18 protein-coding genes and 2 tRNA genes are annotated in these 19,226 nt (G+C 69.4%); 3 read left to right on the top strand and 17 right to left on the bottom strand.

The genetic code is table 11. From position 1 onward, the window contains the following. Nucleotides 1–491: 491 nt before the first annotated feature. Genes AC1D1T_RS18990 through AC1D1T_RS18980 form a run of 3 tightly spaced genes read right to left on the bottom strand, consistent with a single transcriptional unit; the run spans nucleotide 492 to nucleotide 5,852 of the window. Complete coding sequence (locus AC1D1T_RS18990) at nucleotides 492–1,718, bottom strand: HlyD family type I secretion periplasmic adaptor subunit (protein ID WP_047505632.1); 1,227 nt, start codon at nucleotides 1,716–1,718, stop codon at nucleotides 492–494. Between the two features lie 2 nt (nucleotides 1,719–1,720). Continuing rightward, complete coding sequence (locus tag AC1D1T_RS18985) at nucleotides 1,721–3,976, bottom strand: type I secretion system permease/ATPase (RefSeq protein WP_477826932.1); 2,256 nt, start codon at nucleotides 3,974–3,976, stop codon at nucleotides 1,721–1,723. Nucleotides 3,977–4,004: 28 nt separating this feature from the next. After that, the gene (locus tag AC1D1T_RS18980; RefSeq protein WP_477992304.1) at nucleotides 4,005–5,852 is read right to left on the bottom strand and encodes an O-linked N-acetylglucosamine transferase, SPINDLY family protein; all 1,848 of its coding nucleotides are present in this window, start codon (nucleotides 5,850–5,852) and stop codon (nucleotides 4,005–4,007) included. Nucleotides 5,853–6,083: 231 nt separating this feature from the next. Here AC1D1T_RS18980 and acnA point away from each other — a divergent pair, with 231 nt between their 5' ends. After that, the gene (gene acnA, locus AC1D1T_RS18975) at nucleotides 6,084–8,813 is read left to right on the top strand and encodes an aconitate hydratase AcnA (RefSeq protein WP_477992303.1); all 2,730 of its coding nucleotides are present in this window, start codon (nucleotides 6,084–6,086) and stop codon (nucleotides 8,811–8,813) included. A gap of 14 nt (nucleotides 8,814–8,827) precedes the next feature. Here acnA and AC1D1T_RS18970 read toward each other — a convergent pair whose 3' ends face one another. From AC1D1T_RS18970 to AC1D1T_RS18945, 6 genes are all read right to left on the bottom strand, one after another. Next, nucleotides 8,828–9,196, bottom strand: coding sequence for an ArsC family reductase (locus AC1D1T_RS18970; RefSeq protein WP_477827264.1), 369 nt, complete (start codon nucleotides 9,194–9,196; stop codon nucleotides 8,828–8,830). Beyond that, complete coding sequence (locus AC1D1T_RS18965; RefSeq protein WP_477827267.1) at nucleotides 9,193–9,681, bottom strand: hypothetical protein; 489 nt, start codon at nucleotides 9,679–9,681, stop codon at nucleotides 9,193–9,195. The genes AC1D1T_RS18970 and AC1D1T_RS18965 overlap by 4 nt, the downstream gene beginning before the upstream one ends. A gap of 92 nt (nucleotides 9,682–9,773) precedes the next feature. Continuing rightward, nucleotides 9,774–10,409, bottom strand: a complete 636-nt coding sequence (locus AC1D1T_RS18960; RefSeq protein ID WP_477827265.1) for a hypothetical protein — start codon at nucleotides 10,407–10,409, stop codon at nucleotides 9,774–9,776. Between the two features lie 206 nt (nucleotides 10,410–10,615). After that, nucleotides 10,616–10,969, bottom strand: a complete 354-nt coding sequence (locus AC1D1T_RS18955) for a hypothetical protein (protein WP_465114652.1) — start codon at nucleotides 10,967–10,969, stop codon at nucleotides 10,616–10,618. An 86-nt stretch (nucleotides 10,970–11,055) separates the two neighbouring features. Then, complete coding sequence (locus AC1D1T_RS18950) at nucleotides 11,056–11,265, bottom strand: hypothetical protein (protein WP_047505622.1); 210 nt, start codon at nucleotides 11,263–11,265, stop codon at nucleotides 11,056–11,058. Between the two features lie 88 nt (nucleotides 11,266–11,353). Next, entirely contained in the window at nucleotides 11,354–12,388 is a 1,035-nt protein-coding gene (locus tag AC1D1T_RS18945) for a M14 family zinc carboxypeptidase (RefSeq protein WP_477827266.1), read from the bottom strand. Nucleotides 12,389–12,502: 114 nt separating this feature from the next. On the opposite strand from AC1D1T_RS18945, the gene AC1D1T_RS18940 reads away from it, so the two are divergent. Continuing rightward, nucleotides 12,503–12,670: a hypothetical protein gene (locus AC1D1T_RS18940; protein WP_156154840.1), complete on the top strand. Its 168-nt coding sequence runs from the start codon at nucleotides 12,503–12,505 to the stop codon at nucleotides 12,668–12,670. On the opposite strand, the gene AC1D1T_RS18935 is transcribed toward AC1D1T_RS18940, so the two are convergent. Next, a complete protein-coding gene (locus AC1D1T_RS18935; RefSeq protein WP_477841057.1) occupies nucleotides 12,667–13,839 on the bottom strand; it encodes an acetylornithine transaminase in 1,173 nt (390 codons plus the stop codon). The genes AC1D1T_RS18940 and AC1D1T_RS18935 overlap by 4 nt on opposite strands. Continuing rightward, complete coding sequence (gene argC / locus AC1D1T_RS18930; protein WP_465114649.1) at nucleotides 13,836–14,819, bottom strand: N-acetyl-gamma-glutamyl-phosphate reductase; 984 nt, start codon at nucleotides 14,817–14,819, stop codon at nucleotides 13,836–13,838. Before argC ends, AC1D1T_RS18935 begins: the two co-directional genes overlap by 4 nt. Nucleotides 14,820–14,915: 96 nt before the next feature. Here argC and AC1D1T_RS18925 point away from each other — a divergent pair, with 96 nt between their 5' ends. Next, nucleotides 14,916–15,800 (top strand): LysR family transcriptional regulator, encoded by an 885-nt coding sequence (locus AC1D1T_RS18925; RefSeq protein ID WP_477992302.1) that lies wholly within the window; start codon nucleotides 14,916–14,918, stop codon nucleotides 15,798–15,800. Nucleotides 15,801–15,809: 9 nt separating this feature from the next. Here AC1D1T_RS18925 and AC1D1T_RS18920 read toward each other — a convergent pair whose 3' ends face one another. The 6 genes from AC1D1T_RS18920 to pal all read right to left on the bottom strand — a co-directional run. After that, a complete protein-coding gene (locus tag AC1D1T_RS18920) occupies nucleotides 15,810–16,841 on the bottom strand; it encodes an acyltransferase family protein (protein ID WP_477843328.1) in 1,032 nt (343 codons plus the stop codon). Nucleotides 16,842–16,912: 71 nt separating this feature from the next. Next, nucleotides 16,913–16,988 (bottom strand) — tRNA-Lys (locus AC1D1T_RS18915). A 31-nt stretch (nucleotides 16,989–17,019) separates the two neighbouring features. Then, a tRNA-Lys gene (locus AC1D1T_RS18910) sits at nucleotides 17,020–17,095 on the bottom strand. A 90-nt stretch (nucleotides 17,096–17,185) separates the two neighbouring features. Next, a complete protein-coding gene (locus tag AC1D1T_RS18905) occupies nucleotides 17,186–17,974 on the bottom strand; it encodes a tRNA threonylcarbamoyladenosine dehydratase (protein ID WP_477843330.1) in 789 nt (262 codons plus the stop codon). A gap of 46 nt (nucleotides 17,975–18,020) precedes the next feature. Further along, a complete protein-coding gene (gene ybgF / locus AC1D1T_RS18900) occupies nucleotides 18,021–18,824 on the bottom strand; it encodes a tol-pal system protein YbgF (RefSeq protein ID WP_477827903.1) in 804 nt (267 codons plus the stop codon). Between the two features lie 14 nt (nucleotides 18,825–18,838). Continuing rightward, the coding region (pal, locus tag AC1D1T_RS18895) for a peptidoglycan-associated lipoprotein Pal (RefSeq protein WP_477992301.1) at nucleotides 18,839–19,226 on the bottom strand (388 nt) is incomplete at its 5' end.

Genomic DNA, 19,226 nt, shown 5'->3' with positions numbered 1-19,226 from the left:
ATTGGCGCTCCACAGACTCCCCCACGCGCCTTTGGGCCACCACCCCGGTACTTCGACTTTGACAAGCGAACAAATGAGGATGGATCCCCGGATTGGCACCCGGGCTACACGCCCCAAAGCCCCCATCCCGCTTGACCACTGGCACGGCACCTGCCCGGGTGACAACCCGGGCTCAACCCTCATTTATTCGCTTGTCACCTCCCCAAGGCAGGGCGGTGGCAGAAGGTGCGGGCGGGGAGTCTGGGGAGCGCCAATAAGGGAGTGGCGCCGGAGCTGGCTGGTTTCATGGCCCGCGTGCGCAGCACGCTTCGTGAACTGACTGTCGCCCACTGTTTGACCACAACGAACGAAGTGAGTGGCGGGAGTTTGGGCGACGGGCCATGAAACCAGTCAGCGCAGGGGAGTCATTGCCCCCCAGGGGCAATGACCGCCGCGACCGGCGAGCCCCAGACTCCCCGCCCGCGCCTTCCGCGCCAACCCGACCTGACAAATCACCTCTCCCGGAATGCCTCTTTGGACTTCAGCATCGGCCGCAGCAAGAAGCTCAGCACCGAGCGTTCCCCGGTGCGCACCTCCACCGAGCCGGTCATGCCCGGCAGCACCGTCAGCGGCTTGCCCTTCTCGCGCAGCGTGGAGCGCTCGGTGCGCAGCATCACGCGGTAGTAGGTCTGGTCGGGCGCGGCTGTCTTCTCGGTGTCGCCGAGCGCGTCGGGGCTGATGTACTCGATCTTGCCCTTCAACCCGCCGTAGGTCGTGTAGTCGTAGGCCGCCAGCTTCACTTCGGCCGTCTGCCCGACCCGCAGGAAGCCGATCTCAGACGGCTTCACGCGCGCCTCGATCAGCACCCGCGACGTGATCGGCACGATCTCCATCATCGCGGCGCCCGGGCTCACGACGCCGCCCACCGTCACCGAGCGGATGTTCTTCACCAGCCCGCGCACCGGCGACTTCAGCACCGTGCGGCGCAGCACATCCTGCCGGCCGGCTAGCTGCTCCTCGATCTGCGCCAGGTCGGTCTGCACCCGCACGAGCTCGGTGCTTGCGTCCTGCCGGAAACGGTTGACCCGCTCCTGCGACTGCAGGTGCAGGTCGTTGACCTGGCGGCGCAGCCGCATCACCTCGACCTCGGACATCAGGCCCTTCGCCGACATCGCCTCCGAGACGCCCAGCTCCTTCATCACCAGCTCGATGCTGCGGCTGTTCGAGCGCACCGCCTCGTCGAGCGCGCGCTTGCGGGCGTTGTAGGCATCGGTCTCCGATTCGACGACGCTGGAAAGCGCCGACACGTCGGACGGGAATTGCAAGGCCCGGCCGTTCGCCTCGGCCGTCAGCCGCGCGACCGTGCCACGCAGCGCGGCGCGCTTGACCTGGCCCTCGTTCTGCTGCGATTCGAAGCGCGTCGGGTCGAGTTGCGCCAGCTCCTGCCCCTCCTGCACCTGCATGCCCTCGCGCACGAACAGCTCGCGCAGGATGCCGCCTTCCAGGCTCGCGATCACCTGCTCCTTGCCGTCGGGCACCACGCGGCCGTCGGCGCGCGTGATCTCGTCGACGCGGGCGGTGGACGCCCACGCGATCGCGACGATCACCGCGATCGCCATCAGGTACAGCGTCCAGGTCGCGCGCGACATGTCGTCCATCACCTGCGCGGCGCGGACCTCGCTGAGGAACTTGGCGTCGCCGGACTTCAGCTCGGCCTGCTTCTGCTTCTTGCCGAACATGGTCAGACCGCCGCCTCACGTTGAACGGGCTGAGCCGCCGGGTGCAGGTGCAGGTTGCTCGGGCCCGTGCCCTCCGGCGTCGCCGTCGCCGCCGGCTTCGCCCCCGACAGCGCCGCCAGCACCTGCGCCTTCGGCCCGTCGAGCACGATCCTGCCGCCGTCGACCACGATCACCCGCTGCGCCAGCTCCAGCACCGCCGGGCGGTGCGTCACCATGATCAGCGTGCGCTTGCCGGCCGCCTCGTTCAGCTGGCGCAGGAACATCACTTCCGACTGCGCATCCATCGAACTCGTCGGTTCGTCCATCAGCAGGATCTGCGGCTGCGTCGCGAGGCAGCGCGCCAGCGCGACCAGCTGCCGCTGCCCGCCCGACAACAGCCCGCCCATCTCGCCGACCGACAGCTCCCAGCCCTGCGGGTGCGAGGCGACCACGCGGTCGAGCCCGGTCACGCGGGCCACCTCGGCCAGCCGCGCCGGGTCGACCGTCGCGCGGCCGAGCATCACGTTCTCGCGCAGCGTGCCGTTGAACAGCCGCGGCTCCTGCGACACGAAACCGACCTTCGCGCGGAAGTCGGCCGGGTCGATCTGCCGCAGGTCGATGCCGTCAGCCTCGACCATGCCCTCGGTCGGCTGGTACAGCCCCGCGAGCAGCCGCAGGATCGTCGACTTGCCGCTGCCGATCCGACCGAGGATCACGACCCGCTCGCCCGGCTCGAATTTCAGGTTGATTCCCTTCAGCACCTTCGGTGGCGCATCGTCGCCGGTCGCCGGGTAGGCGAAGCTCAGGTCGTTCAGCGCCAGCTTGCCGGTGACGCGGTGGTTCGCGATGTAGCTCTTGCCGTGCTCGCGCTCCACCGGCAGCGCCATCATCTGGTCGAGCGCCACCATCGCCGCGCGGGCGCCCTGGTAGCGCGTCGCGAGGCTGACCACGCTGCCGAGCGGCGCGATCGCGCGCCCGGCGAACATCACCGCGCCGATCAGCGCCCCGCCGCTGACCGCGCCGTCCTTGATCAGGTACACGCCCCACACCAGCATCACCAGCGTGATGGCCTGCTGCGCGGCGGCCGAGATGTTGTTGGTGAGCCCCGACAGCGCCCGCGCGCGCAGCGCCGATTCGGCGGCCGCCGCGGTGGCGTCTTCATAGCGGCGCAGGAACTGGCCCTGCGCGCCGGCGGCCTTCAGGTCTTCGATCCCCTCCACGGCCTCGACCAGCATGCCCTGCAGGTCGGCCTGGTGGTGCATGTTGGCCGCCATCGAGCGGCGCAGCGAACTCTGGATCGCCCAGGCCAGGCTGAGGATCAGCGGGATCGCGAGCACGATCACCCAGCCGAGCGGCCCGCCGATGATGAAGACCATCGCGACGAACAGCGCGATGAACGGCAGGTCGCTGACGGCCGACAGCGTCGCGCCGGCGAAGAAATCGCGCACCAGCTCGACCTGCGCCAGGTGGTGCGCATACGAGCCCGCCGACGCCGGCCGGTGCTCCATGCGCACGCCCAGCGTCTGGCGGAACAGCATCGAGCCGATGATCAGGTCGGCCTTCTTGCCGGCCGCGTCGATCAGGTGGGTGCGCAGCTGGCGCGCGACCAGGTCGAACACCAGCGCGAGCGCCGCGCCGGTGGCCAGCGCCCACAGCGTGACGAAGGCCTGGTGCGGGATCACCTTGTCGTAGACCACCGAGGTGACGAGGCCGGTCACCATCATCAGCACGTTGCTGAGCAATGCGGCCAGCAGCGACGAGCGGTAGTACGGGATGAAGCGGCGCATCGTGCCCCACAGCCAGTGGCTGTTCGGGTCGCGCAGCGCCTCGTTGTGCTCGGCGTTCGGCGCCTGCACCTTCGGCGACGCGACGAACGCGATGCCGGTGTACTCGCCGGCCAGCTCGGCCTCGCTCGCCTTGCAGGTGTGCGACTCCGGCCCCGGCATCACCACCTCGTACGCCTCGGCGGACAGGCGCTTGACGACGATGCAGGCATCGCCGTTGCGCAGCAGCAGCACGGCCGGCAGCAGCAGCGAATGGATGTCGGCGATCTTGCGTTGCACCAGCCCGGCGTTGAAGCCGGCCTCGCGCATCGCGCGCACCGCCTGGTCGGGCCCGAGCGCGCCGGCCAGCGGCATGCCGGCCAGCAGCGACGCCGCCGAGCGCTCGCGGCCGTGGTGGCGCGTCAGCCAGACGATGGACTGCAGCAGCGCATCGTCCGGCGGCACCGCGGCAGCGCCGCCGGCTCCGGGTTCGATGAAGGGCTCTTGTCGGTCCATGGGTCAGGAGGGCACCGTCGTGACTCGTTCAGCCGCGGTGCTGCAGCGCGAGCCGCTCGAACTCGGTCTCGATGTCGCGCACCAGGCCCGGCACGTCGAACAGCTTCGATTGCCGGCCGTGCTCGGCCAGGTAGCGCTTGTACGACGCGATGCGCGCCGGGTTGTTGCCCAGCTGCACGCCCAGGCGCTCGTAGTCGTCGATCGAGCCGGTGATCAGGTCGGGCAGGCCGACGGCCGTCAGCAGGCTGCCGGCCATGCGCGCGATGTAGGTGCGCCCGGCGCAGGTGAGGATCGGCAGGCCCATCCACAGCGCGTCGCTCGCGGTGGTGCCGGCGTTGTACGGGAAGGTGTCGAGGAACAGGTCGGCCAGCGGGAAGCGCGCCAGGTAGTCGGCCGGCATCACGCGCGGCGCGAAGATCAGCCGCTCGCGTGCGATGCCGAACGCGTCGGCCTGGCGCAGCATGTTCTCCTGCGACCATTCGTTGTCGGCCAGCAGCCACAGCACGCTGCGCGGCACCTGCTGCAGCATGCGCATCCAGCTTGCGAACACCGGCTCGGTGAACTTGTGGTTGTTGTTGAACGAGCAGAACACGAAGGCGTCTTCCGGCAGCCCGTACTGCGCGCGCGTCGGCACCGCGCCGCTCTCGCGCTGGCGGTCGCTGACCTGGTAGCAGTGCGGCACGTACAGTGGCTTCTCGGTCATGTAGGGCAGCAGCTCGGGCGGCATCACGAAGCGGTCGGCCAGGATCCAGTCGACCCCCGGCAGGCCGGAGGTGGCCGGCAGGCCCAGGTAGCTGACCTGCACCGGTGCCGGGCGGTGGCCGAGGATGGCCGGCCGCGCGCCGTTGGTGATGCCCTGCAGGTCGACCAGAACGTCGATGCCGTGCTGCGCGATCAGCTGGGCGGCCGTCGCGTCGTCGACGCCGGCGAGCGGCACGAACACGTCCATCGCGCGGCGCAGCCGGGCGCGCAGCGGCGTGCCGTCCTCGCGCGACCAGCAGAAGCCGTGCACCTCGAAGCGGCTGCGGTCGTGCAGCTCCAGCAGCTCGGCGGTCAGCAGCCCGACCGCATGCATGCACAGGTCGCCCGACAGGTAACCGATCTTGATGCGGCCGGTGCGCGGCGGGCGGCCGGCATGCACCGGCACGGCCGGCGGCTTGGGCACGCGGGTGTGCACGAAGCGCTGCGCCGCCATCAGCTGAACCGCGGGGTCGTCGCTCAGGCCCAGCGTGGCCAGCGGCGAGGTGCCGACCATCATCTGGTTCGGCGTGACCTCGCCCACCGCCTGGTAGACCGGCCATTCGCACTGCTTCTGGCGGATGTGCACGTAGTGCTGCAGCACGTCGGACTGGTCGGCCTTCAGCTCGAGGCTCTTCACCAGGCAGGCCTCGGATTCGGCGAAGCGGCGCTGCATCTCCAGCAACCGCGCCAGGTTGTTCAGCGCATGCAGCCGGATCTCGCGCAGGCCCTGCGGGTTCGATTCGGTGACCTCGACGACGGTGCGCCACTCGGCGAGCGCCTCCTCAGGGCGGCCCAGGTGCTCCAGCTGGTGACCCAGGTTCAGGCGCGCCTGCGGGAAATCGGCATGGAAGGTGAGCGCCCGGCGGTAGGCCTGCTCGGCTTCGGCATGGCGGTTCATCAGCCCCAGCACGGTGCCCCAGTTGAAGCAGGCGACGTGGCGCCACGGCGATTCGGTGTGGGCGATCCAGTTCTCGTACAGCTGCGCCGACGCCTCGGCCAGGCCGCGCTGGGCCAGGCTCTGGGCGCGGTCGAGCAGCTCGTTGAGCTGCATCCCGCCCGAGCGGGCATGCGCGATTTCGCGCTCCACCTCGGCGGGGGTCGCGGAGGAGGCGGGCGTGGCGGGGCGGTGGTCCATGCGTGGGGCGTCCGTGAGGGGCCGGAGAATATCGGCTCGCCCCATTGTGGGCAGGTCCGGCCCGCCCCGGTCAGGGCAAAAGGCGCAGGAATACCGCTCACTTCACGCCCCGGGGGGTCTTCAGGGCCGTGATCGCATGGGGTTTTCGTGAGCGGTGTCACGGATCTTGCTGCGCCCAGGGGCACAATCGCCCGACCCGCCCCTGCGATGACCCCTCACGGAGAGCTGCCCATGGCCCAAGACGACAAGTCCACGAAGAAGTCCCACGCCTTCTCGAACACGCTGAAGACGCTGAAGACCGGTTCCGGCAAGGCCGGGCAGTATTTCTCGCTGCCGGAGCTGGCCAAGACCTACCCGAACGTCAACCAGCTGCCGATCTCGATCCGCATCGTGCTCGAGTCGGTGCTGCGCAATTGCGACGGCAAGAAGGTCACGCCGGAGCACGTCGCCCAGCTCGCCAACTGGCAGCCGACGGCCGAGCGCGTCGACGAGATCCCGTTCGTGGTCGCCCGCGTCGTGCTGCAGGATTTCACCGGCGTGCCGCTGCTGGCCGACCTGGCCGCGATGCGCAGCGTCGCGCAGGCGATGGGCAAGAACCCGAAGACCATCGAGCCGCTGGTGCCGGTCGACCTGGTCGTCGACCACTCGGTGATGGTCGACTACTACGGCACCAAGAACGCCCTCGACCTGAACATGAAGCTCGAGTTCCAGCGCAACAACGAGCGCTACGAGTTCATGAAGTGGGGCATGCAGGCCTTCGACACCTTCGGCGTCGTGCCGCCGGGCTTCGGCATCGTGCACCAGGTGAACCTGGAGTACCTGGCGCGCGGCGTGCACAAGAAGGACGGCATCTACTACCCGGATTCGCTGGTCGGCACCGACAGCCACACGACGATGATCAACGGCATCGGCGTGGTCGGCTGGGGCGTCGGCGGCATCGAGGCCGAGGCCGGCATGCTCGGCCAGCCGGTCTACTTCCTGACGCCCGACGTGGTCGGCCTGGAACTCACCGGCCAGCTGCGCGAAGGCGTGACCGCCACCGACCTGGTGCTCACCGTCACCGAACTGCTGCGCCGCGAGAAGGTGGTCGGCAAGTTCGTCGAGTTCTTCGGCGAGGGCACCAGCACGCTGTCGCTGCCCGACCGCGCGACCATCGCCAACATGGCGCCCGAGTACGGCGCGACGATGGGCTTCTTCCCGGTCGACGGCAAGACCATCGAGTACTTCAAGGGCACCGGCCGCACCAAGGCCGAGATCGATGCGTTCGAGGCCTACTTCAAGGCGCAGGGCATGTTCGGCGTGCCCAAGTCGGGCGACATCCACTTCTCGAAGGAGGTCTCGCTCGACCTGTCGACGGTGACGCCGTCGCTGGCCGGCCCGAAGCGCCCGCAGGACCGCATCGAGCTCGGCAAGATGAAGAGCGAGTTCACCGAGCTGTTCAGCAAGCCGACCTCGGCCAACGGCTTCAACCAGCCGGCCGAGAAGCTGCACCAGGTGTTCACGACCAAGGACGGCCTGGAGGTGCGCAACGGCGACGTGCTGATCGCGGCGATCACCTCGTGCACCAACACCTCGAACCCGGCGGTGCTGCTGGCCGCCGGCCTGCTGGCCAAGAAGGCGGTGGAGGCCGGGCTGACGGTCGCGAAGCACATCAAGACCTCGCTCGCGCCCGGCTCGCGCATCGTCACCGAGTACCTCGAGAAGACCGGCCTCACGCCCTACCTCGACAAGCTCGGCTTCAACCTGGCCGGCTACGGCTGCACCACCTGCATCGGCAACGCCGGCGACCTGACGCCCGAGCTGAACGAGCTGATCACGAAGAACGACCTGGTGTGCGCCGCGGTGCTGTCGGGCAACCGCAACTTCGAGGCGCGCATCCACCCGAACCTGAAGGCGAACTTCCTCGCGTCGCCGCCGCTGGTGGTGGCCTACGCGATCGCCGGYAACGCGACGCGCGACCTGATGACCGAGCCGGTGGGCAAGGGCAAGGGCGGGCGCGACATCTACCTGGGCGACATCTGGCCGACCGCCGACGAGATCGCCAAGCTGATGAAGTTCGCGATGAACGCCGGGGCCTACCGCGACAACTACGAGAAGATCGACCGCAAGCCCGGCAAGCTGTGGGAGCAGATCAAGGGCGTGAAGGGCGAGGTCTACACCTGGCCGAACAGCACCTACATCGCGAAGCCGCCGTTCTTCGACGGCTTCCACATGACGCCGGCGCTGGCCGATGCGGGCGTGAAGGGCGCGCGTGCGATGGCGCTGTTCGGCGACTCGATCACCACCGACCACATCTCGCCGGCCGGCTCGATCAAGGAGGCCACGCCGGCCGGCAAGTGGCTGAAGGACAACGGCGTGCTGAAGGCCGACTTCAACAGCTACGGCTCGCGCCGCGGCAACCACGATGTGATGGTGCGCGGCACCTTCGCCAACGTGCGGATCAAGAACCTGATGATCCCGCCGCAGGAGGACGGCAGCCGCGAGGAAGGCGGCCTGACGCGCTTCCAGCCGGGCAACGAGAAGATGTTCATCTACGATGCGGCGATGAAATACATGGCGGCCGGCACGCCGACCATCGTGTTCGCCGGCGAGGAATACGGCACCGGCTCATCGCGCGACTGGGCGGCCAAGGGCACGCAACTGCTGGGCATCAAGGCGGTGGTGGCGCGCAGCTACGAGCGCATCCACCGTTCCAACCTGGTCGGCATGGGGGTGCTTCCGCTGCAGTTCCGCGGCACGGATTCATGGCAGTCGCTGGGCATTACCGGCGATGAGACCTTCGACGTGCTGCTGGGCGCCGACCTGAAGCCGCAGCAGGAAGCGACGCTGGTGATCAAGCGGGTGGACGGCACGCAGCACGACGTGAAGCTGACGCTGCGCATCGACACGCCGATCGAGGTGGACTACTACAAGCACGGGGGCATCCTGCCGTTCGTGCTGAGGCAGCTGCTCGCCGCCTGATCGCCAGTTGAGCGTCAGGCCTTCAGAGCCTTYGCGAACGCTTCTTCCGAGAACCCGACGGTCACCCGGCCGTCGGGCCAGCGCACCACCGGGCGCTTGATCGTGCTCGGCTGCGCCTGCATCACGGCGCGCGCCGACGCGGCATCGGTCACGCCGGCCTGGGTCGCGTCGTCGAGCCCGCGCCAGGTGTTGCCCTTGCGGTTCAGCAGCACCTCCCACCCGACCTGCGTCAGCCAGCCGTCGATCAGCGCGTCAGGCACGCCCTCTTTCTTGAAGTCGTGGAACTGCACCTCGGCGCCCTGCCCGGCCAGCCACTGGCGGGCCTTCTTGACGGTGTCGCAGTTGGGGATGCCATACAGGGAGATCGAAGCGGAAGCGCTCATGGTCGGCTGTCGTTGTCGTGATCGTTGTAGTCGCACATCGGATCGATCCCGTACCCGGTCTCGACCACCTTGCCATCATCGCCGACGCTGACCTGGAACCACTGGCAGAACGGCGTCCAGTAGCGGTACGACCACACCGTCAGGTGCTGCCGGCCGATGTGCTGCTGCTGCGCCGGACGGCCGAACTCGAACAGGATCTGCGAGCCCGGCGTGCCGATGGCCACCGCGTTGAAGCGCTCCTCGGTCAGCACCTGCTGCCAGCCACCCAGCCGGCCCTGCGCATCGACGTCGAGCATGTAGGTGTGCTTGCCGAACGGGCCACGCGCGTACTCGAGGCGCTTGCCGCCGCCGGGCAGCGGGTACTCGCCGGTGGGCGGGCCCATGCGCTCGGTGATCGCGCCGGTGGTCGCGCCGGGCATCAGGCCGCCGGGGCCGTAGCCTGCGCAGCCGGCGAGAAGCAGCAGCGACGCCGCATGGAGCAGCACAGCCAAGCGGACGCCGCGGAACCGGCTTTGCCGGGCCGCTGGCGGCGCCCCCTGGGGGGAGGCGCCGAAGGCGCTTCGGGGGGAGCGTTTCATCAGAACCAGCCGGCCTTTTGCGCGCCCGCCAGCAATGCAGTCGCCAACTCGGCCATCTGCTTGTTCACCTCTTTCGACGGTGCAGTGGTCGCGCGGCCGGTCCACATCAGCTTGCCGCTGCGCACGTCGGTGATGCTGGTCTCGGCCGCATAGCCGACCGTCGCGTTGCCGCCACCGCCCACCGGTGTCGACATGCCGACGCCCAGCCCGACGCCGGAGCCGAAGGTGCCGAGCCCGAAACCGAGGCTCACGCCGCTGTCGGGGCGCGACAGCGAAGGCATCGCGCGCGTGCGCAGCACCGCGCTGGCGCCGCGCTCGCGCGCGATCGCGACGTACTCGTTGGTGGGCTTGGACGCAGCGGCCGTGTTGCCGGCCAGCGCGCGATCGGTGTCGTCGAACGCGACCGCCGTCGCCCCGCGCGCGGTGACCTCGGAACGCATCTGGTCCTGGCAGATCTGGCGCAGCGGGGCCTCGTCGGCATCGCACACCACCAGCACCTTCGCGCCTTGCAGCGAGGTCGGCGCCACGGCCGGGTCACTCCACTGCGAATCGAGGCGCGTGGTCGATGCACAACCCGCAGCCACCAGCAGCACCAACGGGCCGCACAGCCCGCCCATCCATCGGATCGTGACCATCGTGTCGCTCCAGAAAGAGAAGAGGCGGTCAGTGCGCTGCACTGACCGCCAAGGGACCGCCGAATTCGGAGGAGCATTACCAGCGGCCCAACCCCGAAGTCATGCTAAGACCGGGGGTCGAGGCACGGTGTAGGACGAAATCCCGACCTGCCCTAGGCGCCGCGGCCAGCCCGCCGATGCCGGCTATTCTGGATCAGAGACGTGGATCAGAGACCGAGCCGCGGACGACCGGGCGCGGCCGTCACCGGCGCGCGGGCCGGCAGGTCGGCGTCGCGCACCACCACCGGCGGCTCGACCGGCACCGGTGCACTGCGGCTGACCCATTCGGGCAGCCAGGCCAGCAGCCACGAGAGCGCGAGGAAGGCACCGAAGCCGATCACCGCGAACGCCACCATCATCACCGCGTGCTCCCACGGATCGGTGAGGAAGCCGAACGCGAAGGCAGACAGTGCGGCCACGCCACCCGCCCGCCAGCGCCCGGTGGCGCCGAGCATGCCGCCCAGYGCCACGCCGTAGCTGCACAGGAAGATCAACGCCAGCAGCAGCTGGGGCAGGCCCATGGTGCGAAGGGTTTGGTGCAGGTCCGACATGGTTTTCAGCGTATTCGCGCGCTGTCGGTTTGCGTGTAGGAAGAGAGCTCGATATTTCAGAGCTGTAACGGACGTAGCTGCCGTGCAACAGGCGCCTTGCGCAAAATCGCACGCCCGCGGTCGGTGAGCTTCAACACGCCGTCTTCTTCGCTGAGCAGGCCCTGCACGCAGTAGGCCTGCACGAGGTCCTCGCTGATCGCATTGCCGTGCTTCTCGTACAGGAACTGCATCGCCTGGTCGAAGGCAGGAAGGTAGCTGGTGTGCATGCGGGGCCCCATCGTTGGCGGAATGGGTCCACTTTACGGATGCACACTTTGTTGCGGCATCGCGCATTCGAGGGGGTTGATATCCGCCTCAAGGAGGAGCCGCGGCGCCGTACCAGCGTTGCAGCGCCAACTGCCCGTGGCGCTCGCGCGCGTCCGGCGACGGCAGCCAGCGCCGCCAGCTCGCCGCGGCGCGTGCGAGGAAATCGAGCAGCGCCATGTGCTGGCGCAGCACACGCTGCTGGCGGTGCGCGATCAGCGGGTTGAAGATGCCGTGGCGCGAGAACAGCTGGCGGGGATTCTTCTTGACCCACAGCCACGAGCCCATCTCCAGCGTCAGCGGCAGCAGCAGGCGCTGCGGCAGCGCCGACGCGCGCTGGTAGAGGTGATCCCACAGGTCGCCGTGCGCGAGGTACTGGCGGCTCTGCGGCTCGAACACGTAGCGGTTGTTCGGATGCGATTGCTGGAAGATGCCGTGCAGCGCGTCCATCTCGGCCAGGTGGGCCATCGGCGCTCGCGTGTGCGCATACGGGAACCACAGCCGGTCGCGCAGCCCGAAGCCCGAGTGGCAGTCGACCGCCAGGCTGAACGGCCGCGTGAGCAGTTCGTCTTCGACCACGCGGCACAGCGCCGCGCTCTCGGGCTGCATCGGCGCCCCCGCCGGGCCGCGGTACCACGGCAGCGACGCGCTCAGGCGCTGCCCGCCGAGCAGGAAGGGCACGCGGTCCTGCGCCTCGACCGGCGCGTTGCGCATCAGGTCGACGCCCTGCGGGTTGGCCCGCGTACCGCGTGCGATGCCGCCGGGATTGACGACCGGCATGAACACCATGCGCACGCCATCGAGCTGGCGGTGCAGCGACTCGTCCCAGCGCAGCCGCATCACCAGGCTGCGCAGGTGCGCCATCACGACGGCCGAGCCGATGCGCTCCAGCCCGTGCACGCCGCCGAAGAAGCCGACCGCCGGGATGTCGGGCGCCGGGTTGCCGAGCGTCACGGCGATCACCGGCAGGCGCTGCCCGCCTGCCGTGGCTGCGGCGTCGACCTCGCACAGCACCCGCGCGCCCAGGTGCGTGCCGCCCTCGTCGATGAGGCGCTGCAATTCGATCAGTTCGGTCGGGGTCTGCAAGGGATGGCGGGCTCGCGGTGCCGGCCGAGGATAGCGCGGGCGGCGCGCGCGGTCTGCCATCAAACCGTCATGCAGGATTGCTACGGTGCCGGATCGCCCACTCAGGAGACGCCGATGAACGGCAGCATCAACGGCGGCATCAACGGCAACATCGGCAGGCCCTGGAGCCGCCCTGCACTCGCATGGCAGATCGGCGTCGCGGTCGCGAGCAGCCTGCTGTGGGGCGCGATCGAGCTGGCTGCACTGTGCCGGGCGCGCTGGAAGGCGGCCCGGCCCCGCTAACTCCCGATCCCGACGGCCTCCAGGCTGGCCGCGAGGCCGTCGATCATCAGGTCCACCTCGGCCGCGGTGACGGTGAGCGCCGGCATGAAGCGCAGCACCGCGGGCCGCGGGGCATTGAGCAGCAGGCCGGCGCCGGTACGGGCCTGGGCCGCCACGTCGGCGGCCAGCGGCCGGCCGAGGTCCAGCGCGCGCAGCAAGCCGATGCCGCGCACCCCTTGCAGGCCGAAGCGGTCGGACAGCGCCTGCAGCCGATCGACCAGGTGGTCGCCGGTGGCACGCACCCGCGCCAGGAAGCCGTCGGCCAGCACCTCGTGCAGCACCGACAGGCCGACCGCGCACATCAGCGGGTTGCCGTTGAAGGTGCCGCCCTGGTCGCCGTGCGCGAACACGCAGGCCCGCTGCCGGGCCAGCAGCGCACCGATCGGCACGCCGCCGCCCAGGCCCTTGGCCAGCGTCGCGATGTCCGGCACGACACCGAAGTGCTGGTAGCCGAACAGCCTGCCCAGGCGGCCGATGCCGGTCTGGACTTCGTCGAACACCAGCAGCAGCCCGTGCCGGTCGCACAGCGCGCGCAGGCCTTGCAGGAACTCGGGCGTGGCCGCGTGCACGCCGCTTTCGCCCTGCACCGGCTCGAGCATGACGGCCACGGTGTCCGGGCCGACCAGGGCCTGCACCGACGCGAGGTCGTTGAGCACCGCCTTCGGGAACCCGGCCACCTGCGGCGCGAACATGCGGTCCCAGCCCGGCTTGCCGGAGGCCGACATCGTGGCCAGCGTGCGGCCGTGGAAGGCGTCGCGGAAGGTGATGATCTCGTGGGCGCCGCCCCGGTGCAGCTGCCCCCACTTGCGAGCCAGCTTGATGGCACCTTCGTTCGCCTCGGCGCCGCTGTTGGTGAAGAACACCTGGTCGAAGTCGCTGTTCCGGCACAGCAGCTCCGCCAGCGCGAGCGCCGGCGCATTGTGGAAGGCCGGGCTGGGCGTGAGCAGCAGCGCGGACTGCCGCGCCAGGGCCTCGCGGATGCAGGCCGGCGCGTGGCCGAGCGTGTTCACCGCCCAGCCTTGCACGAAGTCCAGGTGGCGCCGGCCGCGGTCGTCCCACAGCCAGCTGCCTTCGCCGCGCAGGAACAGCTGGTCCGGGCGGGCGGTGATGTTCATCAGCGCGTGGTTCATGCTGCGTGCTCCAGGGCCTGGGGGGCGTGTTCACGAGCGTCGAGCTCGGGGGCTTCGGCCAGTCCGAGCATCAGGGCGAGGTTCTGCACCGCGGCACCCGATGCACCCTTGCCGAGGTTGTCGAAGACGGCGCTCAGCAGCAACTGGCCGTGGGCGTCGTTGCCGAACACCGCGAGCTGCAGGTCGTTGCTGCCGTTGCGGGCCTGCGGATCGAGCCGCGCCATCGCGCCGGTGCGCTCGGCGTCCAGCACCTGCACATGGCGGCAGTCGCGGTAGTGCCGAGCGAGCAGGTCGCGCACCGCCTGCGCCGTCATCGGCCGCTGCAGCATCGAGGCATGCAACGGGATCGTCAGCGCGATGCCCTGCCGGAAGTTGCCGTACGACGGCACGAAGAACGGCCGGCCCTGCAGGCCTGCATGCCGCTCGATCTCGGGCACGTGCTTGTGCTGCAGGCCGAGGCCGTAGGTCTGGAACGGCAAGGCCGCCGCGGCAGCCGGGCCTTCGTGGGCGTCGATGCCCTCGCGCCCGCGTCCGGAGTAGCCGGACACGGCGTGGATGCTCAACGGCGCATCGGCACGCAGGCAGCCAGCCTCGACCAGCGGACGCAGCAGCGCGACGGCCCCGGTCGGGTAGCACCCCGGATTGCTGACACGCCGTGCCTGGGCGATGCGTCCGGCCTGCTGCGGCGACATCTCCGGAAAGCCGTAGACCCAGTGCGCATCGGTGCGGTGCGCCGACGAGGCATCGATCACCCGCACGCGCGGGTTGCGGACGGCCGCCACCGCCTGGCGCGCGGCCTCGTCGGGCAGGCACAGCACAGCCACGTCGCAGTCGTTGATGGCAGCGGCACGCGCGGCGGCATCCTTGCGCAACGCGTCGGGCAGCGTCACGAGGGCGATGTCGCGTCGCCCGGCCAGCCGCGCGCGGATCTGCAGGCCGGTGGTGCCCTGGTCGCCGTCGATGAAAACGCTCGCGCTCATGAAGTCCTCCTGGAGTGGAGAGCAGAGCTTGCGGTTCGGCCGACGATCGGTAAAGTTGAATGTCATGAACAGCAGATTCATGAAACCTGAAGCACCATGAGAGAACTGAACCTCGACCAGTTGCGCACGCTGGTGACGATTGCCGAGCTTGGATCGTTCGCCGCCGCGGCGCGCCACCTGCACCTGGCCGCGCCGACGGTCAGCCTGCACGTGGCCGAACTGGAGTCGCGCCTGGGCGCGCCGCTGCTGCTGCGCCAGCGCCAGCGCGTGCTGCCCACCGGGATCGGCGAAGGGCTGGTAGAGCGCGCCCGGCGACTGCTGGCCGATGTCGATGCAGCGCTCGATGAAGTGGCGCACCGGGTCGAAGGCCGCGCCGGGCGGGTGCGGGTCGGGGCTTCCACCGGCGCGCTGGCCTGGCTGCTGCCGCTGGCGCTCGAGGCCATCGGGCGCGACCACCCGGGCATCGACGTGCAGGTCGCGGTGCTCACTTCGCAGGAGGCCCTGACCCGCGTGCAGGAAGGCACGCTCGACATCGGCCTGGTGGCGCTGCCGCAGGCCGCCGTCAAGGGCCTGCAGATCGTGCCCTGGCGCCGCGACCCGGTGATGGCCTTCCTGCCGCGCGCGTGGACGGCGCCGCGCACGATCACGCCGGCCTGGCTCGCGGGCCGCCCGCTGATCGCCAACGACGCCACCACCCGGCTGCACCGCATGACGACGGACTGGTTCGCCGGCGCCGGCGAACAGCCACAGGCGCGCATCGAGCTGAACTTCAACGATGCCATCAAGAGCCTGGTGGCGGCCGGCTACGGCGCCGCGCTGTTGCCGCGCGAGGAAGGCGCAGCCGCGGTCGACGAGCGCATCGTGATCAAGCCACTCGCGCCGCGCCTGTGGCGGCCGCTGGGCCTGGCCCACCGCGCCGGCAAACCCGAGCCTGCGACGCGGCATGTGCTGGACGCGCTGATGGCGATCCGGCAACGTTGATCCGGCGCCCTATGGCAGGCCGGGCGACACCCTGCTGCGGGTCGGTTTCAGCGACAAGGCCGGCCGCTCGACCAGATACCACGACAACGCGGCCGCCGGCAACACGAGCGCCAACGCGAGTGCCAGGTGCAACGCCAGCGGCGCATCGCGCCCCAGGGCCACCACCGCCACCTGCTGGGCCGGCCAGGCCCACAGGTAGATGCCGAAGCTGAGATCGCCCCAGCGTGCCGCTGCGCGCAGCACCGGCCATGATCGCCGCCCGATCCACACGCTGGCCGCGGGCAGGATCAGCAGGCTGCCGAGCTCCGGCTGGCCGAGCACGACGCACAGCATTCCGGCTCCGACCAGCACGGGCACGGCGCGCTGACGTGGATCGAAGTGAAACAGCAGTCCGCCACAGAGAAAGAACGCGCCGAAGTACGGCAGGTGGGGGAAATTTCCCCAGTCAAGCAAGGCGCCGTCGAGGCCGGCCTGCCCTCCTTGCCGTGCGAACACCAGCAGCAAGAGGGCAAGACCGGCCAGGGCCGCCCATCTCAACCGGCGCCCCAGCGCCCATCCGCCCGCGGCCAGCAGCACGTAGCAGGCCATCTCGTAGCGGATGGTCCACAAGGATCCATTCAGTTCATGGCGCACCGTCGGTCCGAACGGCTGCAGGTCGACGTCCCTGAAGAACAGCCTCGTGAACCACCATTGCGCCCCCATGAGATCGAGGTCGTCCTTGGCATACCACCAGGCCACGAGCCCGCAGACGATCACGTTGACCGCATAGGCGGGCCAGATGCGCAGGAAGCGCCGCTGCGCAAAGCGAAACACCGACCCATCGCGCGCCCAGCTGCCGAACACGAGGTAGCCGCTCATGGCGAAGAAGACGAGCACGGCCAGGTGGCCCGGTGACCGCAACCCGCCCGGCAGCATCGGCTCGCTGCGACCGGTCAGCAGGAATGCGTGGCTCCACAGCACGGCAAGCGAAGCGACCAGGCGCACGCCGTCGAAGTTGTCGCGATGCGTTGTTGCAGGGGGGCCAGCAGCCTCGACGTTCACACGCGAACTCCCTGCAGACAAATGAAAACCCCGGAGAGTCGCATTGCTGCGGACTGTCCGGGGTTCTGTGTTGGTGGGCCCCGACAGATTCGAACTGTCGACCAACGGATTAAGAGTCCGCTGCTCTACCAACTGAGCTAGGAGCCCATGCTCGGGAAATTTCCCGAACCATGAAACCTGGTGGGTTGTGCAGGACTTGAACCTGCGACCAACGGATTAAAAGTCCGCTGCTCTACCGACTGAGCTAACAACCCAGCAAGCCCACGACTATAGCATGCCTTGCAGGGTCATTCTTGAATCAAGCCCGTGCGATGTTTGAACATCTTTGCAGGCGCTGCTTCAATTCAGCGGAGCCGCGATTGTAGCCCGATTTCGAGCGCTTCCGACGCCAGTACCAGTCCGAAAGTTGCGGTGACCACCACGCTCGATCCGTAGCCGTGGCAGTTCAGGCTGCCGTCGGTTGTTGTGTCGATATCACAGGCGTCACCCTCGGCGGCCGGCATCACCACCGCCTCGCGCGAGAACACGCAGCGCACGCCGATCGCGCCGCTGCGCGGGGCGCCATGCTGCTTGCGCAGGCGCTGCCGCAGCGAGGCCAGCAGCGGATCGTGCGTGACGTTCGCGAGATCGTCGACCTCCACCGCCTGCGGCCGGCGCTTGCCGCCGGCGGCGCCCGCCATCACGAGCGGCGTGCGTGTCGCGATCGCCCACTGCGCCAGCGCGAGCTTGGCCTGCACCTGGTCGCAGGCATCGATCACCGCGTCGACCGGGCCCGGCAGCAGCGCCGGCCAGTTGTCCGCGGTGACGAAGTCGTCGACCAGCTGCACCTCGCAGCCCGGGTGGATGTCGGCGATGCGCTCGCGCAAGGCCTCGCCCTTCGCCTTTCCGAGCGTCGCGCCGGTCGCCTGCACCTGCCGGTTGATGTTCGACTCGGACACGTGATCCATGTCGATCAGCACGAGCGACGCGATGCCGCTGCGCGCGAGCGCCTCCGCCGTCCAGGACCCGACGCCGCCCAGCCCCACCACCGCGACGCGCAGCGCACGCAGGCGCTGGTAGCCGGCCTCGCCGTACAGCCGGCGCAGGCCGCCGAAGCGGCGCTCCAGGTCCGGCGCCAGCAGGTCGGGGGCCATCAGATCAGGCAAGGGCAGGTCGTTGACGGCGTTCACGGCAGCCCCGTCACTTCATCGACGCCAGCCGCTCCTTGGCAGCCTCGGCCGCCTCGGACTTCGGGTAGGTCTTCAGCAGGTCGTCGAGCGTGCGCTTCGCGCCCTTCGCGTCCTTCAGCTCGAGCTGGCAGTTCGCGATCGACAGCAGCGCCTCGGGCGCGCGCGGACTGGCCGGCGCCACCTTCAGCAACTCGCGGAACGACGCGGTGGCTTCGCGGTATTCACGCTTGCCGTACTGCGCATTGCCGAGCCAGAACAGCGCCACGTCGTTGTAGCCGCTGGCCGGGTAGCGCTGGCGGAACGCGACGAAAGCCGACGCGGCGCCCGGGAAATCGCCCTTGCGCATCACCGCCATCGCATCGTCGAACTGCTTCTTCTCCTCCGGATCGACGAGGAATTCCTTGTCGTCCATCGTGACCTTCTGCGGTTCGAGCTTGCGGATGCGGTCGTCCACGCCCTGGGCGATGTCCTTCTGGCGGCGCTGCAGCTCGGCCACGTCGCGCGTGAGCTGCTCGTTCTGGCCGACCAGCTTGGCGGCATCGCCGCGCATCAGCTCGATCTGCGTGTTCAGGTCGAGCAGGCTGCGCTTGAGCTTGCCGATTTCTTCGAGCAGCTGCGCGTTCATCTCGGCCTGGCGCTGCGCCTGCTGCTTGTTGCTCTCCTCGAGCTTGCCGCGCAGCTCGAGGATGGCCTTGCGCGCCTCGTCGTCGTCGAACAGACCGGCGTGCGCGGCCGGCGCCGCCACCAGGGCCAGAGCCGCCAGCAGCGGCGCCCACCAGGCGCCGCCGGTGCGTCCGCGAAGAATCGATTGCATGCCAGGCCTCCGGCTTACTTGGCGTTGAACTCGGCGCGGCGGTTCTTCGCCCAGGCGGCTTCATCGCTGCCCTGCACTGCCGGACGCTCCTTGCCGAAGCTGACGGCCTCGACCTGCGACTGCGGCACGCCCAGCAGTTCCAGCGACTTCACGACCGCCTCGGCACGCTTCTGGCCCAGCGCCAGGTTGTACTCGCGGCCGCCGCGCTCGTCGGTGTGGCCTTCGATCGAGACCTTCTTCGCCTTGTTGGCCGACAGGCTCTTGGCCTGCGCTTCGATCGTCGGGCGGAACTCATCCTTCACCACGTAGCTGTCGTAGTCGAAGTAGATGACGCTGCTGATCGCAGCCGGGGCGTTCTTCGTCAGGTCGACGCTCGCGACCTGCGACTGCGACGTGCCGGCG

The sequence above is a fragment of the Rhizobacter sp. P2_H3 genome, from assembly GCF_056403355.1.
The sequence above is the reverse complement of the archived record's forward strand: the minus strand, read 5'-3'. Positions and strand labels throughout refer to the sequence as shown.

What these genes read in the sequence shown, in the direction of transcription:
- AC1D1T_RS18990 (WP_047505632.1), bottom strand. Translation starts at nt 1,718, where the DNA reads ATGTTCGGCAAGAAGCAGAAGCAGGCCGAGCTGAAGTCCGGCGACGCC.
- AC1D1T_RS18985 (WP_477826932.1), bottom strand. Translation starts at nt 3,976, where the DNA reads ATGGACCGACAAGAGCCCTTCATCGAACCCGGAGCCGGCGGCGCTGCC.
- AC1D1T_RS18980 (WP_477992304.1), bottom strand. Translation starts at nt 5,852, where the DNA reads ATGGACCACCGCCCCGCCACGCCCGCCTCCTCCGCGACCCCCGCCGAG.
- AC1D1T_RS18960 (WP_477827265.1), bottom strand. Translation starts at nt 10,409, where the DNA reads ATGGTCACGATCCGATGGATGGGCGGGCTGTGCGGCCCGTTGGTGCTG.
- AC1D1T_RS18950 (WP_047505622.1), bottom strand. Translation starts at nt 11,265, where the DNA reads ATGCACACCAGCTACCTTCCTGCCTTCGACCAGGCGATGCAGTTCCTG.
- AC1D1T_RS18940 (WP_156154840.1), top strand. Translation starts at nt 12,503, where the DNA reads ATGAACGGCAGCATCAACGGCGGCATCAACGGCAACATCGGCAGGCCC.
- AC1D1T_RS18935 (WP_477841057.1), bottom strand. Translation starts at nt 13,839, where the DNA reads ATGAACCACGCGCTGATGAACATCACCGCCCGCCCGGACCAGCTGTTC.
- argC (WP_465114649.1), bottom strand. Translation starts at nt 14,819, where the DNA reads ATGAGCGCGAGCGTTTTCATCGACGGCGACCAGGGCACCACCGGCCTG.
- AC1D1T_RS18925 (WP_477992302.1), top strand. Translation starts at nt 14,916, where the DNA reads ATGAGAGAACTGAACCTCGACCAGTTGCGCACGCTGGTGACGATTGCC.
- AC1D1T_RS18905 (WP_477843330.1), bottom strand. Translation starts at nt 17,974, where the DNA reads ATGGCCCCCGACCTGCTGGCGCCGGACCTGGAGCGCCGCTTCGGCGGC.
- ybgF (WP_477827903.1), bottom strand. Translation starts at nt 18,824, where the DNA reads ATGCAATCGATTCTTCGCGGACGCACCGGCGGCGCCTGGTGGGCGCCG.